This is a genomic window from Burkholderia sp. AU16741, from assembly GCF_002223345.1.
Lineage (GTDB): Bacteria > Pseudomonadota > Gammaproteobacteria > Burkholderiales > Burkholderiaceae > Burkholderia > Burkholderia sola.
In genome coordinates this window covers 1,358,699-1,373,996 of sequence record NZ_NKEZ01000003.1, presented here as the reverse complement: position 1 = coordinate 1,373,996, position 15,298 = coordinate 1,358,699, and the positions used below count along the sequence as shown (strand labels likewise).

The window sequence follows — 15,298 nt, the reverse complement described above, 5'->3', positions numbered from 1 at the left end:
TGCGCCGAGAGTTCACGCGCCGAACGCCGCCTTCGCCAGCAACCCCACCGCGACACAGACGAGCACGGCCGCGAACCCGGCCTGCACGTGCCGTGCGGAGAGGTGGCGCGACGCGCTGCGGCCGGCGGCCATGCCGAGCGCGGTCGCGACGCTGAACCACAGCGTCACGTCGAGCGGCGCGCGCGTGCCCGACACGAGCGTCGCCAGCACGCCGCCGGTGCCCACCAGCGCGATTACCATCAGCGACGTCGCGACCACCCCATGCATCGACACGTTCGTGAACTTGCGCAGCATCGGCACGATCACGAAGCCGCCGCCGACGCCGAGCAAGCCCGTCATCAAGCCCGTGACCGCGCCGGTCGACGCCAGCGCGATGCCCACGGGCCACGACCACACGAGCCGGCCCGTATCGGGATTCACGCGGCCGACGCACAGCGGCGACGCATCCGCGTCGGTCGCCTGCTGCCGTAGCGCCTGTCGCAGCAGGCGGCCGGCGACGACCAGCATCGTCAGCGCGAACAGCGTGAGCAGCAGGCGCTGCGGCAGCACGTGCGCGAGCCGCACGCCGAGCGTGGTCAGCGGCACGCCGGCCACCGCCATCAGCAGCGCCGCGCGATAGCGCACGAGCCCGCGACGAAAGCCTTCGAGCGCGCCGAGCGCGGCGCTGCCGGCCACCGCGACGAGTGCGACGGGCGTGGCCTGCTGCATCGGCCAGCTCATCCCGACGACGAGCGCGGGCACCGCGAGAATGCCGCCGCCGGCGCCGGTCAGGCCGAGCACGGCGCCGACGAAGCCGCCGAGTACGAGGGAAATCAGCATGACGTCATCGCGCTCCGGTCAACGGGCGATCGCGGGCTTCGCGAGCCATTCGCGGCCCTTGAGCATCGCCTTCCAGTAGAGCGGCGGCAGCACGCGCTCCTTGAGCAGCCACGCGAGCCGCGACGGGCGCTTGCCGTCGATCAGCCACGCGGGGAAGGTCGGCGCGACCTTGCCGCCGTACAGGAATTCGGCGAGCACGATCTTGCCGCGCTCGACGGTGAGCGGACACGAGCCGTAACCGTCGTACGCGGCGTCGCCGTGCGCGCGGCCGAGCGACGCGAGCAGGTTGTGCGCGACGACGGGCGCCTGCTTGCGCGCGGCCGCGGCCGTCTTCGCGTTGGTCGTGTTGGTGACGTCGCCGAGCGCGTAGATGTCCGCGAACTGCTTGTGCCGCAGCGTCGCCGGATCGACGTCGATCCAGCCGGCCGCGTCGGCGAGCGGGCTTGCGCGCACGAAATCGGGCGCCTTCTGCGGCGGCACGACGTGGATCATGTCGAACGCACGCTCGACGGTTTCCTTGCCGCCGTCCGGCAGCGCGCGCGAGAACGTCGCGCGGCGTGCGGGCCCGTCGATCGCGACGAGGTTGTGGCCGAACGACAGCGCGATGTCGTAGCTTTTCACGTACTCCATCAGCGCGGGCACGTAATCGGCGACGCCGAACAGCGCGCCGCCCGCATTCAGGAATTCGACGTTCGCGGCGTCGAGGCGCTCCGTGCGCCGCCAGTGGTCGCACGACAGGTACATCGCCTTTTGCGGCGCGCCCGCGCACTTGATCGGCATCGGCGGTTGCGTGAAGAGTGCATGGCCGCCGCGGAACGCGCGCACGAGCTCCCACGTGTACGGCGCGAGATCGTAGCGGTAGTTCGACGTGACGCCGTTGCGGCCGAGCGTGGCGGTGAGGCCGTCGATCGCATGCCAGTCGAGCTTGAGCCCCGGACACACGACGAGCTTGCGATAGCCGATGCGCCGGCAGCCGTCGAGCACGACCGCGTGCGCGTCGGGCTCGAAGCCCGCGACCGCGGCCTGAATCCGCTGCACGCCGCGCGGCAGCAGGTCGGTCATCCGGCGCGCGGTCGTCTCGGGCCGGAACACGCCCGCGCCGACCATCGTCCAGCCGGGCTGGTAGTAGTGGACGTCGGCGGGATCGATCACCGCGATGTCGAGCGACGCGTCGCGCGCGAGCAGGCTCGACGCGACCGCGATGCCGGCCGCACCGGCGCCGACGATCACGATGTCGTGCCGCGCGTCCACGGCCGGCGCCGCGCGGCGGCCGCCCTGCGCGATACGCGAGGCGAGCGCGCTCAGGTCGTAGCCGGCCGCGCCGGCGGTGGCGACGAGGTCGTCCAGCGGGCGCAGCGCCGCCTGCGACAGCGCCCACAGCGTGGCCGACCGCGTGCCGCTGCGGCAGTACGCGAGCACGGGCCCGTCCAGTGACGCGACGAGCGCGCCGAACTGCGCGGCCTGGTCGTCGGTCACCTTGCCGGTATCGACCGGCAGGTAGTGCACGTCGATGCCGAGCGGCGCGGCGGCCGCGCGGATCTCGGTGACGGTCGGCTGGTCGGCGCCTTCGCCGTCGGGTCGGTTGCAGATGATCGCGCGGATGCCCGCCGCGTGAAGCGCGGGCAGGTCGGCCGCCGCGATCTGCGGCGAGACCGACAGCGTGTCGGTCAGCTTGCGGATGGTCATGTCGGGTCTCCGGTGGGGCGCGCGGCTCAGATCGCGTCGAGCGGAATCTTCAGGTAGCGCACGCCGTTGTTCTCGGGTTCGGGCAGGTGGCCGGCGCGCATGTTGACCTGCACCGACGGTAGCATCAGCACGGGCATGTCGAGCGTCGCGTCGCGCGCGGTGCGCATCGCGACGAAATCGTCCTCGGTCACGCCGTCCTTCACGTGCACGTTCGCGCGGCGCTGCTCGGCGACGGTCGTCACGAACTGCACGTCGCGCCCGCCCGGCTGGTAGTCGTGGCACAGGTAGAGGCGCGTGTCCGGCGGCAGCGCGAGCACGCGCGCGATCGAACGGTACAGCGTGCGCGCGTCGCCGCCGGGGAAGTCGCAGCGGGCCGTACCGTAGTCGGGCATGAACAGCGTGTCGCCGACGAACGCCGCGCGCTGCGTCGCGTCTTCCACGCAGTAGGTCATGCACGCGGGCGTGTGGCCCGGCGTGTGCAGTGCGCGGATCGTCAGCGCGCCGAGCGCGAGTGTGTCGCCGTCGTCGACGAGCCGGTCGAACTGGCGGCCGTCTTCCGCGAAGCCGGGGCCTGCGTTGAACAGCGTGCCGAACACGTGTTGCACGCGGCGCACGTGCGAACCGATCGCAATCTGGCCGCCGACCTGCGCTTTCAGGTACGGCGCGGCCGACAGGTGGTCGGCGTGCACGTGCGTCTCCAGCAGCCAGTGCACGGTCGCGCCGAGTTCGGCGACGCGCGCGATCAGCCGGTCGGCGCTGGCGGTGCGCGTGCGGCCGGATTTCGGGTCGTAGTCGAGCACGCTGTCGATCAGCGCGCACGCGCGGCTCGCGGTATCGAGCAGGAGATAGCTGACGGTGTGGGTGGCCGGGTCGAAAAAGCCTTCGACCGCCAGGGCGGGGGCGTTGCTCACGGGGTGTCCTCGATCGGGTTCTGCATCTGCAATCGCGATCTTTACCTCAAGAAGCATGCCAGCCGGCGGCGCGGCACCGGTTGATGTGGCAACGACTTGATTCGGCTCGGGTTTTCGGCGCATTGGCGGCGTCGAGAAGGCGGCGGCGACATCCGGTGGCGGACGGGGGCTGCCACAACTGGCAGTGTCGTGGCAGAATTGGCAGTCAGCCTGGCAGTCCGTCCGGGCGCCCCTTCGCCGAGCGAGCCGCCGCATGAATCCGCACGACACCATTCCGATCGTCCCCGTCCCGCGCCGCGACGCGATGCCGGACGTCCGCGCGCTCGTCGCGTATCTCGAGCAGGACCCGCTGCCGATGATCGTCGTCGACCCCGACTACCGGATCCTCGCGGCGAACGATGCGTACCGGCGCCAGTTCGGCGTGGCGGGCGTCGAGCACGTGGGCCGGCACTGTTTCCAGGTATCGCATCACTACGACGTGCCGTGCGACCAGGCCGGCGAGCATTGCCCGATGAAGCAGGCGCTCGAATCGCGCGGGCTGAACCGCGTGCTGCACATCCATCACACGCCGCGCGGCCCCGAGCATGTCGACGTCGAGCTGCGGCCGATCTTCGATGCACACGGCAACGTGATCGCGTACGTCGAGCGGCTGACGACGGTACGCAGCGCGTCCGCGCAGCCGAGCGCGGAAGGGCTCGTCGGCGGCTCGGACGCGTTCAACGCGGCGCTCGGCGCGCTGCAGCGCGTGGCGCCCTCGACGCTGCCGGTGCTGCTGCTCGGCGAATCGGGCACGGGCAAGGAGCTGTTCGCCCGCGCGCTGCGCGAGGCGAGCGATCGCGCGATGGGGCCGTTCGTCGTCGTCGATTGCTCGGGGATCGCCGAGACGCTGTTCGAGAGCGAACTGTTCGGCTACGAGAAGGGCGCGTTCACCGGCGCGAACCAGCGCAAGCCGGGCCTCGTGGAAACCGCGCAGGGCGGCACGCTGTTTCTCGACGAGATCGGCGACGTGCCGCTGCCGATGCAGGTGAAACTGCTGCGGCTGATCGAATCGGGCACGTTCCGGCGCGTGGGCGGCGTCGAGGCGCTGCGCGCCGATTTCCGGCTCGTCGCGGCCACGCACAAGCCGCTGCGCGAGATGATCGACGACGGCCGGTTCCGGCAGGATCTCTACTACCGGATCAACGCGTTTCCGATTCCGCTGCCGGCGCTGCGCGAACGGCAGGGCGACGTCGCGCTGCTGGCCGAATCGATCCTGCGGCGGATCGCGAACGCGCGCGGCAAGGCGGGCGACGCGAATGCCCGGCCGTTCACGCTGACCGAGCGCGCGCGGGCGTGCCTCGACGCGTATGCATGGCCCGGCAACATCCGCGAGCTGCGCAACGTGCTCGAACGCGCGTGCCTGTTCGCCGATGACGGCACGATCCGCGTCGAACATCTGCCGGCCGAGCTCGTCGCGGCCGCGGCGGCGCCGCACGCACCGGCAGCGGATGCGCGCGGCGTGTCGGACGCGGAGCTCGTCCGGGTCGCCCGCGCGTTCGACGGCACGCGCAAGGCGCTGGCCGCGCAGCTCGGATTGAGCGAACGGACGCTGTACCGCCGGATGAAGGCGCTCGGGCTTGGCACGCGCGAGCGCTGAGCGGGCGTCGCGCGCGCGGCTGGCGGCGGCGGGCGGCTTTATCGATAATGGCGCGTTCGATTCCCGTTTTCTCCATCGCCGATGAAAAGACATGCCCTCTTGCATTGCCTGTTGCTTGCAGCCGCGGCATTGGCCAGCCCGGCGCACGCCGCCGACTACACGTGGACCGATGCGGCCGGTGCGCATGCGGTGACGCTCGCCAGAACCGAGTCCGGCGATGACGTCGAACTCAAGGTGTCCGCGACGCTCGACGGCCGCCCCGACTGGATGGTGCGCGACTACGTGAAGGCATGCCCGGTCGACGTGATTCTCGACGTCGTGCCGAAGTCGATCGAAATGCGCGACCTGCTCGGCAACGGCCGCAAGCAGTTCCTGTTCGCGTACAAGATCGGTTGCCGCGGCGACGTGAGCGCCGATCAGGTCAAATACTTCCTGATCGACGCGGGCACGAAATACGTGCTGCGCGGCGAGGAAACCGTGACGATCAACGGCAAGTTCGTCGACGGCGGCGCGGCGCCCGTGCCGAACGCGGACCTGAAGGGGCAGCCCGCGTTTCTGCGTTACATGATGAAGCGCTGGCGCGGGATCAGCCTGCGTAACGACTAGGCGGGCGCTTGGCCATTGGGCGTGGGATTCCTGCTGCCCGTGGTGAAACGGGCGGCACAGGGGAAACCCGCGTGCCGCCCGGGAATCATGCGATCAGCGCGCCGGCGCCAGCTGTGCCATCGCCTCGCGCATGAAACCGAGCAGCGTCTCGTCGGTCCACGAATCCTTCGTCAGCGCCGGCTCGTTCATCAGCGCCTGGCGGAATTTCGCGTGCGTGGCCGGATCGTGGCCCGCGTAGCTGCGGAACAGCTCGAGCCAGCGTTGCGCGAGCGCGCGGCCTCGCGGCGAATCGGGCTGCGCGCCCGCATCGATCGCGTCGCGCACGTCGGCCATCAGTTGCGGCCATTCCATCGCCCGTTCCCGGTAGTGCGCCCGCATGAAACGGATCTCGTCCGGCCCGAGGTACTGCTCGAAGATCCGCATTTTCGTTTCCGCCGAAGCGCGCAGCACGTAGTCGCGCAACGCGGTTGAAATGCCGATCTTCGACTGCATCGACGGCTCTTGCGCGTGCATCAGGTTCAACTTCGCGAGCAAGCGCGGATCGTTGTTCGTGTCGCGCACCAGCAGCGCCATCCAGCGCGCGGCGAGCGCCCGCACGCGTTCGTCCTCGGCGGGCACGCCCGCCTCGTGCAGCGTACGGACCTCGTCGACGAGCGCGATCCATTCCGCGTCGCCGGCCTGGCTCTTCCGGTACATCGGCAGGCGCGCGAGTTCTTCCTCGGAGAAATATTTGTCGTACACGGTCATCAACTCCAGTGTGGTGAGCCAATCGGCCAGTTCCGGCTCGGTGCCCGCCGCGAGCTGTGCATGCAGGCTCGCGAGCCGCTCGCGCAGCTGCGCGGTTTGCGCGAGCTGGCGGTCGAGCGACGCGATCTGTTTCGCGACGAGATCGACGAGCGGCGTGCAGGGCCGGTTCAGGTAGTCGCCGATTTCGGCGAGCGACAGTCCGAAGCGACGCAGGGCCTGGATCTGGTGGAGCCGGGCGATGTCGTCGCGGTCGTACAGCCGGTAGCCGTTGTCGGCGCGCGCCGAAGGCGTCAGCAGACCGATTGCGTGATAGTGATGAAGCGTGCGGACGGTCAGCCCGCTGCGTTTCGCCAGGTCTCCCACTTTCAGCCGCATTCGTTCCTCCGTTCGGTGCGCACACTGGAGTCTCGAACGTTACGCTACGTGAGGGTCAAGCGGAAGATCGGCGATCGGACGGGCGTGGCGGAAGTTCGCACGCGCGTCCGATCGGAGGGGTGGTTACTGCGGTGATTGCGCCGAAGGGGCGGGCGCGGCGGCACGGGCCTGCGTGCTGGCCGTGCCGTCGCCGGCGGCTTGGGCGTTTTTACCGGACGTGTCGCCGTTGCCGGCCGGCGGCGTGCCCATCGCCTGGTAAAGCCGCGCGGTATCCGCGAACCGTGCGCCGGTCGCGCGAATCTCGTCGAGCCGTGCATTGCGGTACTGCAACTCGCTCGCGCGCGCGGCCGACGGCGGCAGCGCACCGAGCCGCACGCGGGCGGCCGCGTCGTCGTATGCGCCACGGGCGGACAGCGCGGCGCGCGACGACGCATCGAGCGCCTCCGCGTCGTGCTCGAGCGCCGCGAGCGAATCGGCGACGTTCTGGAACGCGCCGAGCACCGCCTGCTTGTACTGGTCGACCGCGGCCTCGTAGGTCGCCTTCGCCGCGCGGCGCTGCGCGAGCAGCGCGCCGCCGTGGAAGATCGGCTGGCTCAACGACGCGCCGACGTTCCAGATCGCGCCCGCCCCCGACAGCATCGCCGGCCAGCTGAAGCCTCCTTTGCCCATCGCCGCCGACAGCGACAGTTGCGGAAACATCTGCGCGGTCGCGAGGCCCACCTCGGCGGCGGCGGCCTTCAGCCCCGCGTCGGCGGCCTGGATGTCCGGACGGCTTTGCAGCAGATCGGACGGCACGACGACGGGCACCTGCTCGGGCAGGTGCAGATCGGTCAGCGCGAGATCGGCCGGCGGCCGGTCGGGCGTGCGGCCGACCAGCACCGCGAGCGCGTGGCGCGCCGAGTCGCGCTGCTGGCGCAGTGCGGGCAAGCCAGCCGCGAACGTGTCGGCGCTTTGCCGGGCATTCAGCGCGTCGCTGCGCGAGGCCGAACCGAGCGCATGGCGGCGCTCGGCGTCGTGCGCCTGGTCGTTCGCGAGCGCGACGAGCCGCTCGGTCGTGTCGATCTGCGCATTGAGCACCGACACGGTGATCGACGCGGTCACGATGTTCGCGGCCAGCGCGCGCCGCGCGGATTCGAGCTGGAACGCGCTGACGTCGACGCGTTTCGCGAGCGCGCGGTTCGCGAAGCGCGACACGCCGAACAGGTCGACCGTATAGCTCGCCTGCAGTTGCCCGACGAACGTGTCGTACAGCAGCGTCGGCGCGCCGAGCGCGGGAATCGGCACGCCGAGCGCGCGCTGGCGCGTGGCCTGGCCGACCGCGTCGATCGACGGCAGCATCGAGCTGCCGATCTGCCCGCGCAACTGTTCGCGCGCGGCGTCCAGCGAATGCGACGCCGCGCTCAGCGTCGGGCTGTTGCGCAGCCCTTCGTCGACGAGCGCGTTCAGCGCGTCGGAGCGGTACTGTTTCCACCAGTCCGGCACCGGCTGCGCGCCAACTTCGAACTGCTGCGCGACGCCTTGCGCGGATACGGTCTGCTGGATTTGCGGCGCGGCGCCGTAGTGCGCGGGCGACGGCATCGCGGGCGGCTCGCCGCTCGGCGCGAACCATGCGCAACCCGCGAGCGGGCCGGCGACGCTCGCCGCGGCGAGCGCCCGCACGGCTTTCTTTTTCAGGGTCATCGATCGATCCATGGTCAGACTCCCGACGGCGCGGCAGGCGTGGCGCCTGGCGGCGGCCCGTCCTGCGGGTCGCGTTCGTCGCGCTTCACGCGGAACCACGTCGCGTACAGCGCGGGCAGGTAGAACAGCGTCAGCACGGTCGCGCTCGTGATGCCGCCCATCAGCGCGGTCGCCATCGGCCCGAAGAAGTTCGAGCGCAAGAGCGGGATCAGCGCGAGCACCGCGGCCGCGGCCGTCAGCGTGATCGGGCGGAAGCGCCGCACGGTCGCGCCGATGATCGCGTCGACGCGGCCGTGGCCGGCCGCGATGTCCTGCTCGATCTGGTCGACCAGGATCACCGAGTTGCGCATGATGATCCCGAACATCGCGATCACGCCGAGCATCGCGACGAAGCCGAACGGCTGGCCGAACAGCAGCAGCGTCGCGACCACGCCGATCAGCCCGAGCGGCGCGGTCAGCACGACCATCAGCACGCGCGAGAAGCTCTGCAGCTGGATCATCAGCAGCGTGAACACGGCGATCGCCATCAGCGGCATCTGCGCGTTGATCGACGTCTGCGCCTTCGCGCTTTCCTCGACCGAGCCGCCGATGTTGATCTGATAGCCGACCGGCAGCTGCGCGCGCAGCGCGTTCAGCTTCGCGTCGACCGCATGCGTGACGTCGATGCCCTGGGCGCCGGCGCGCACGTCCGACTGCACGGTGATGGTCGGCTGGCGGTCGCGCTCCCACACGACGCCGTATTCGAGCGTCGGCGTGAAGCGGCCGAGCGAGCCGAGCGGCACGGGGCCGTTCGGCGTCGGCAGCGCGAGGCCCGCGAGCTTCGCCGGATCGACACGGTCGGCGCGCGGCGCGCGCAGGTCGACCGCGATCAGCTTGTCGCGCTCGCGATACTGCGTGACGGTCGTGCCCGACAGCGTCATCGCGAGGAAGCTCGACACGTCCTGCGACGTGACGTTCAGCTCGCGCGCCTTCTTCTGGTCGAGCTCGAAGCGCACCGAGCGCTCGGCCGGCTCGTCCCAGTCGAACTGTACGTTGACCGTGCGCGCATCGCCGCGCATCGTCGCCGCGACCTTCTCGGCGATCGAGCGGACCGTCGCGATGCTGTCGCCGCTCACGCGGAACTGCACCGGATAGCCGACCGGCGGGCCGTTCTCGAGCCGCGACAGGCGCCAGCGCACGGCCGGAAATCTGTCGCGCAGCGTGGTTTCGAGCCAGGTCGCGAGTTTCTCGCGATCCTCGACCGATTTCGCGGTGATCACGAACTGCGCGAAGTTCGGCAGTTGCAACTGCTGGTCGAGCGGCAGGTAGAAGCGCGGCGCGCCGCTGCCGACGAAGTTCACCGCATGGTCGATCTCGGGACGCTTGTCGATCGCTTTCTCGAGCCGCTCGGTCTCGCGCAGCGTCGCCGCGAACGACGCGCCTTCGGGCAGCCGCAGATCGACCAGCAGCTCGGGCCGGTCGGAGCTCGGGAAGAACTGCTGCGGCACCAGCGAGAAGCCCATCATCGCGACGACGAACAGCGCGCCCGTGATCAGCAGCACGACGAAGCGCCGCTCGATGCACCAGTCGATCCAGCCGCGCAGCCGCCGGTAGAAGCGGGTGTCGTAGATGTCGTGCTCGTGATCGTCGGGCAGGTGCGCCTCGTGCGCGTGCCGCTTGCGCTCGGGCAGTATGTGATAGCCCAGCAGCGGGATCAGCACGACGGCCGCGAACCACGATGCGATCAGCGCGATCGCCGATACCTCGAAGATCGAGCGCGTGTATTCGCCGGTGCTCGATTTCGCGAGCGCGATCGGCAGGAAGCCCGACACCGTGACGAGCGTGCCCGTCAGCATCGGGAACGCGGTGCTGGTGTACGCGAACGCGGCGGCGCGCGCGCGGCTGTAACCCTGTTCGAGCTTCACGGCCATCATCTCGACCGCGATGATCGCGTCGTCGACGAGCAGCCCGAGCGCGAGCACGAGCGTGCCGAGCGACACCTTGTGCAGCCCGATGTCGAACAGGTACATGAACAGCGCGGTGACCGCGAGCACGACCGGGATCGAGATCACGACGACCATCCCGGTGCGCAGCCCGAGCGACACGAGGCTCACGACCAGCACGATCGCGACCGCTTCGGCGACGGCTTCGAGGAAGTCGTCGACCGAATGCGACACCGCGTGCGGCATGCTCGACACCTCGGTCAGCTTCAGGCCGGCCGGCAATTGCGCCTGCAGCTCCTTCGATTCGGCGTCGAGCGCCTTGCCGAGCCGGATCACGTCGCCGCCCGGCTGCATCGTCACGCCGATGCCGAGCACGGCTTTGCCGTTCATGCGCATCTGCGTGACCTGAGGATCGTCATAGCCGCGCTTCACGGTCGCGAGATCGCCGAGCCGGAACGTGCGGCCGTTGATGCGGATCAGCGTATTCGCGATCGCGTCGACGTTGTCGAACTGGCCGCTCGGCCGCACGAACACGCGATCGTCGGCGGTCGTCAGCACGCCGGCCGACGAGATGTCGTTCTGCGCGTTGATCGCCTGGCCGAGCTGCTGCGGCGAGAGGCCGAGGCGCGTGAGCTGCGCGTTGTTGACCTCGATGAAGATCCGCTGGTCGGGGTCGCCGAAATAGTCGACCTTGCCGACGCCCGGCACGCGCAGCAGCACGGTGCGCAACTGGTCCGCGTAGTCGTGCAGTTGCGCGGGCGTGAAGCCGTCGCCCTCGAGCGTCCAGATGTTGGTGTAGACGTCGCCGAATTCGTCGTTGAAGAACGGGCCCTGCACGCCGGGCGGCAGCGTGTAGCCGATGTCGCCCACCTTCTTGCGGATCTGGTACCAGGTCTCGGGCACGTCCTTCACGGGCGCCGAATCCTTCATCGTGAAGAAGATCAGCGATTCGCCGGGGCGCGAATAGCTGCGCAGGAAGTCGATGGCCGGCGTTTCCTGCAGCTTGCGGCCGATCCGGTCGGTCACCTGTTCCTGCACCTGCCGCGCGCTCGCGCCGGGCCAGAAGGTGCGGATCACCATCACGCGGAACGTGAACGGCGGGTCTTCGGATTGGGCGAGCCGCGTGTAAGCGAGGATGCCCGCGAGCGTCGCGAGCGCGATCAGGTAGACGACCAGCGCCTGGTGGCGCAGCGCCCATGCGGACAGGTTGAAGCGGCCTTCTTCGTGGGAGACGCTCACGATGCGAAGTCCTCCGGATGCAGCGGCGCGATCGCCCGCACCTTCTCGCCCGCGCTGACCGTGTGCACGCCTTGCAGCACGACGCGCTCGCCCGGTTGCAGCCCGTGCGACACGGTGACCGTGCGCTCGTTGAAGCGCGCGACCTCGACGCGGCGCAGCTCGAGCGTGTCGTCCTTCGTGCGCACGACCCACACGGCCGGTTGCGCGCCGTCGTGGAACAGCGCGGTCGCGGGCAGCGTGATCGGCTGCGTATTGCCGGCGGCCGGCGCGCCGTCGAACGCGACGTCCGCGGTCATCCCGAGCCGGATCGCCGGATCGGGCACGCCGAGCGTGAGCTTCACGCGATAGGTGCGGCTTTGCGGATCGGCGGCCGGCGCGATTTCGCGCACCTTGGCGGAGAACTGGCGGCCCGGCAGCGCCGGCAGCGTGATGGTGGCCGCATGACCGGGCGCGAGCGACGCGAGCGCCGCCTCGGGCACGTCGCTGACGACGTCGACGTCGCCCGACCACGCGAGCTGGTAGACCGGCTGGCCGGCCGACACGTTCTGGCCGGTATCGGCCTGTTCGGCGGTGATGGTGCCCGCATGGTCGGCGACGAGCGTCGCGTAGCGGAGCTGGTTCTTCGCGAGCGCGAGCTGCTGCTGCGCCTGGTCGCGCTGCGCGAGCGCCGACGTGTAGCTGTTCTGCGTCTGTTCGAGCTGCGCGGTGGCGATCAGGTTTTCGCGGGCCTGCGCGCGATCGCGGTCGAGCTGCTGCTTCGCGAACGCGAGGCTGTGCGACGCGGCATCGAATTGCGCCTGCGCGCTCGCGGCGTTCTTTTCGACGTCGGACGGATCGAGCAGCGCGACGACCTGGCCGACCTTCACCGTATCGCCGAGCCGCACCCGGCGCTCGATGAGCTTGCCGGCGATGCGGAACGACAGCGGGGTGGCATAGCGCGGCTGGATGTCGCCGGGCAACGTGCGCGCGGCGGCGGCGGTGTCGGCCCGCGCGGGCAGCGCGACGACGGGGCGCGGGGCGGGCGGCGCGGATTCTTTCGGATGACAGGCGGCAAGGACGAGCGCGGCGCCGATCAGCAGCGCGGCGCGGGAACCGGAGCGATTCACGAAACCCCCAGGTGAGGTGGAGCGGAACGAGGCCGGCAAGCGCGGCGGGCGCTTGCCCCAAGTGGCGCCGGCAGCGGCGCACACGGACAGACGAACGACATCTTCGGAAACTGTGGCGGATTCTAATACACGCCTGTATTTGAATGCAAAGATGAATCCGAAAGGGAAGGGATGCTAGACTGCGCGGCATGAAACCACAGCGCTTAACCCGCGAGCAGAGCAGGGACCAGACGCGCGAACGTCTGCTGAAAGCCGCGCATCGCATTTTTCTGAAGAAAGGCTATGTGGCCGCGAGCGTCGAGGACATCGCGGCGGCGGCCGGCTATACGCGCGGCGCGTTCTACTCGAATTTCCGCAGCAAGTCCGATCTGTTGCTGGAATTGCTGGAGCGCAACCACGAGGAGGTGCGGGCCGACTTCGAGGCGATTTTCGAAGGGGGCGGCACGCGCGAGCAGATGGAATCGATGGCGCTCGCGTATTACCGGACGCTGTTTCGCGACGACGAATACTCGCTGCTGTGGGGCGAGGCGAAGCTGCAGGCCGCGCGCGACGCGAAGTTCCGCGTGCGCTTCAACCAGTTCCTGCACGGCAAGCGCGTGCAGATGGCCGAATTCATCGAGCGCTTCGCCGAACGGGCGGGCACGCCGCTGCTGCTGCCGGCCGACACGCTCGCGTTCGGGCTGATGTGCCTGTGCGACGGCGTGCAGTCGTATTACACGGCCGATCCGCAGCACGTGTCGGCCGACGTGGCCGAAGCGGTGCTCGCGGGGTTCTTCGCGCGGGTCGTGCTGGGGCGCGCGCCGGACTGAACACGGCAGGCGGCGCGGGCGATGCGCGTCAGCGCTCGCCGGTCATCCGCCGGTACGCGTCGAGCAACGACGTCTTGTAGACGACGCCCGCGAGCGTCGGCTCGGCTTCGCTTTCGATCACCGGCAGCCGTTCGCCCTGGAACGCCATGAAGCGCTCGAGCGCGGTCGCGAGCGGCATGTCGGGCGTGAGCAGCGGAAACGGCGTGTGCGCGTAGTGCGCGGCCGTCTTGTCGGTCGTGTCGCGCTTGTCGAGCAAATCGGACGTGATGTCCTTCAACGCGACCGCGCCGCGAAAGCGCCCGGTGTCGTCGGTCACGTACAGGTATTTCACCGGATATTCGAGAAACACGCGCGTCATGTCGGCGACGCTCGCGGTGAGCGGCACGACCGTCTGCGCGGGCTGGATCAGCTCGCGCATCTGCGTGGTGCGCAGCCGCTGCCGCTCCTGCGCGTCCTGGTGGTGGTGCTGCGTGATGTCGTACATCGACGTCGTGCCCGTTGCGCGCGCGACGAAATACGCGAACACGCACGACACCAGCAGCGGCAGCACGACCTGATAGCTCAGCGTCATCTCGAAGATCATCAGGATCGCCATCAGCGGCGCCTGCGTGGCGCCTGCCATGAACGCGCCCATCCCGACGATCGCGTACGCGAAATACGCGGACGTATGGCCCGGCCACAGCGCGCCCATCGCGAGCCCGAACAGCGAGCCGAACACCGCGCCGACGAACAGCGTCGGCGTGAACACGCCGCCGATCGCGCCCGAGCCGGCCGTCGCGGCGGTCGCGATCACCTTGAACACGAGCACCGCGACGAGCGCCTGCCAGGTCCACGGCGAATGGAGGATGTGGTTCACGACGCTGTAGCCGTTGCCCCACACGTCCGGAATCCACACCGAGATCACGCCGACGACGAGGCCGCCGAGCGCGAGCCGCACGGGCAACGGCACGGGCAGCCGCTTGAACTGCGTCTTCGACGCGTCGAGCAGGTGCAGGAACTGCGGCGCGAGCACGCCGCACAGCGCGCCGAGCACGACGAACGGCAGCACCTCGGCGCCCGTCACGGCCGGAAACACCGGCATCTCGTACGGCGGCCGGTAGCCGCCGAATTCGCGCATCACGATGTTCGCGACGACCGACGCGACGACCATCGGCCCGAAGCTCTCCATCGCGATCGTGCCGAGCACGATCTCCGACACGAAGAATGCGCCGGCGATCGGCGCGTTGTACGCGGACGTGATGCCGGCGGCCGCCCCGCACGCGACCAGCAGGCGCAGGCGCGGCGGGTCGAAGTGCGCGAAGCGGCCGACGAGCGACGCGGCGAGCGCCGCGAGCTGCACCATCGGGCCTTCGCGGCCGATCGAGCCGCCGCTGCCGATCGTCAGCAGCGACGACACGCTGCGCCACAGGCTCTGCCGGACCGGCACGACGCCGTTGCCGAGCGCGACCGATTCCATGTAGTCGGTCGTGGCGGCCGCTTTGTCGCCGCGCGTCGCGAGCAGCAGCACGCAGCCGGCGAGGAAGCCGCCCGCGGCCGGCATCCAGAATCGCACGTACCACGGCAGGCTTTTCGCCATCTGCACGAAGCTGCCGCTGTGCCCCGAGATCAGCCGCTGCATCAGGTCGATGCCCTCGCGGAACGCCATCGTGGCAAAGGCGCCGCCGACGCCGACGATGGCCGACCAGATCAGCATCGTATGGGCGTCCGACAGGCGGAGCAGCGTTCGGGCGCGAGTGCGCAGCTTCAGCAGGAACGAGAGCAC

The 15,298-nt window shown here is 69.9% G+C and carries 11 protein-coding genes; 3 read left to right on the top strand and 8 right to left on the bottom strand.

Annotated elements, in window-relative coordinates; all coding sequences use genetic code 11:
- Positions 1–12: 12 nt before the first annotated feature.
- Genes CFB89_RS08785 through CFB89_RS08775 form a run of 3 tightly spaced genes read right to left on the bottom strand, consistent with a single transcriptional unit; the run spans position 13 to position 3,416 of the window.
- Positions 13–819 (bottom strand): sulfite exporter TauE/SafE family protein, encoded by an 807-nt coding sequence (locus tag CFB89_RS08785; protein WP_089467531.1) that lies wholly within the window; start codon positions 817–819, stop codon positions 13–15.
- Between the two features lie 18 nt (positions 820–837).
- The gene (locus CFB89_RS08780; protein WP_089467530.1) at positions 838–2,505 is read right to left on the bottom strand and encodes a bifunctional protein tyrosine phosphatase family protein/NAD(P)/FAD-dependent oxidoreductase; all 1,668 of its coding nucleotides are present in this window, start codon (positions 2,503–2,505) and stop codon (positions 838–840) included.
- Positions 2,506–2,531: 26 nt separating this feature from the next.
- A complete protein-coding gene (locus tag CFB89_RS08775; RefSeq protein ID WP_089467529.1) occupies positions 2,532–3,416 on the bottom strand; it encodes an MBL fold metallo-hydrolase in 885 nt (294 codons plus the stop codon).
- 253 nt (positions 3,417–3,669) lie between these two features.
- Between CFB89_RS08775 and CFB89_RS08770 the strand changes: the two genes are divergently transcribed.
- Together CFB89_RS08770 and CFB89_RS08765 are read left to right on the top strand one after the other, a co-directional pair.
- On the top strand, positions 3,670–5,052 hold the full coding sequence (locus tag CFB89_RS08770) for a sigma-54-dependent Fis family transcriptional regulator (protein ID WP_089467528.1): 1,383 nt from the start codon (positions 3,670–3,672) through the stop codon (positions 5,050–5,052).
- 81 nt (positions 5,053–5,133) lie between these two features.
- Positions 5,134–5,658: a M949_RS01915 family surface polysaccharide biosynthesis protein gene (locus CFB89_RS08765; protein WP_089467527.1), complete on the top strand. Its 525-nt coding sequence runs from the start codon at positions 5,134–5,136 to the stop codon at positions 5,656–5,658.
- A gap of 93 nt (positions 5,659–5,751) precedes the next feature.
- Here CFB89_RS08765 and CFB89_RS08760 read toward each other — a convergent pair whose 3' ends face one another.
- The 4 genes from CFB89_RS08760 to CFB89_RS08745 all read right to left on the bottom strand — a co-directional run bounded on the left by CFB89_RS08760 (position 5,752) and on the right by CFB89_RS08745 (position 12,727).
- Positions 5,752–6,780, bottom strand: a complete 1,029-nt coding sequence (locus CFB89_RS08760; RefSeq protein ID WP_089467526.1) for a MerR family transcriptional regulator — start codon at positions 6,778–6,780, stop codon at positions 5,752–5,754.
- A gap of 123 nt (positions 6,781–6,903) precedes the next feature.
- Positions 6,904–8,472 (bottom strand): efflux transporter outer membrane subunit, encoded by a 1,569-nt coding sequence (locus tag CFB89_RS08755; protein WP_089467525.1) that lies wholly within the window; start codon positions 8,470–8,472, stop codon positions 6,904–6,906.
- Positions 8,473–8,474: 2 nt separating this feature from the next.
- Positions 8,475–11,621 (bottom strand): efflux RND transporter permease subunit, encoded by a 3,147-nt coding sequence (locus CFB89_RS08750; RefSeq protein ID WP_089467524.1) that lies wholly within the window; start codon positions 11,619–11,621, stop codon positions 8,475–8,477.
- Positions 11,618–12,727: an efflux RND transporter periplasmic adaptor subunit gene (locus CFB89_RS08745; RefSeq protein ID WP_089467523.1), complete on the bottom strand. Its 1,110-nt coding sequence runs from the start codon at positions 12,725–12,727 to the stop codon at positions 11,618–11,620. The genes CFB89_RS08750 and CFB89_RS08745 overlap by 4 nt, the downstream gene beginning before the upstream one ends.
- Positions 12,728–12,915: 188 nt before the next feature.
- Here CFB89_RS08745 and CFB89_RS08740 point away from each other — a divergent pair, with 188 nt between their 5' ends.
- Complete coding sequence (locus tag CFB89_RS08740) at positions 12,916–13,536, top strand: TetR/AcrR family transcriptional regulator (protein ID WP_089467522.1); 621 nt, start codon at positions 12,916–12,918, stop codon at positions 13,534–13,536.
- 28 nt (positions 13,537–13,564) lie between these two features.
- Here CFB89_RS08740 and CFB89_RS08735 read toward each other — a convergent pair whose 3' ends face one another.
- Positions 13,565–15,298, bottom strand: coding sequence for a ClcB-like voltage-gated chloride channel protein (locus CFB89_RS08735; RefSeq protein ID WP_218828342.1), 1,734 nt, complete (start codon positions 15,296–15,298; stop codon positions 13,565–13,567).

What these genes read in the sequence shown, in the direction of transcription:
- CFB89_RS08785 (WP_089467531.1), bottom strand. Translation starts at nt 819, where the DNA reads ATGCTGATTTCCCTCGTACTCGGCGGCTTCGTCGGCGCCGTGCTCGGC.
- CFB89_RS08780 (WP_089467530.1), bottom strand. Translation starts at nt 2,505, where the DNA reads ATGACCATCCGCAAGCTGACCGACACGCTGTCGGTCTCGCCGCAGATC.
- CFB89_RS08770 (WP_089467528.1), top strand. Translation starts at nt 3,670, where the DNA reads ATGAATCCGCACGACACCATTCCGATCGTCCCCGTCCCGCGCCGCGAC.
- CFB89_RS08765 (WP_089467527.1), top strand. Translation starts at nt 5,134, where the DNA reads ATGAAAAGACATGCCCTCTTGCATTGCCTGTTGCTTGCAGCCGCGGCA.
- CFB89_RS08760 (WP_089467526.1), bottom strand. Translation starts at nt 6,780, where the DNA reads ATGCGGCTGAAAGTGGGAGACCTGGCGAAACGCAGCGGGCTGACCGTC.
- CFB89_RS08755 (WP_089467525.1), bottom strand. Translation starts at nt 8,472, where the DNA reads ATGGATCGATCGATGACCCTGAAAAAGAAAGCCGTGCGGGCGCTCGCC.
- CFB89_RS08740 (WP_089467522.1), top strand. Translation starts at nt 12,916, where the DNA reads ATGAAACCACAGCGCTTAACCCGCGAGCAGAGCAGGGACCAGACGCGC.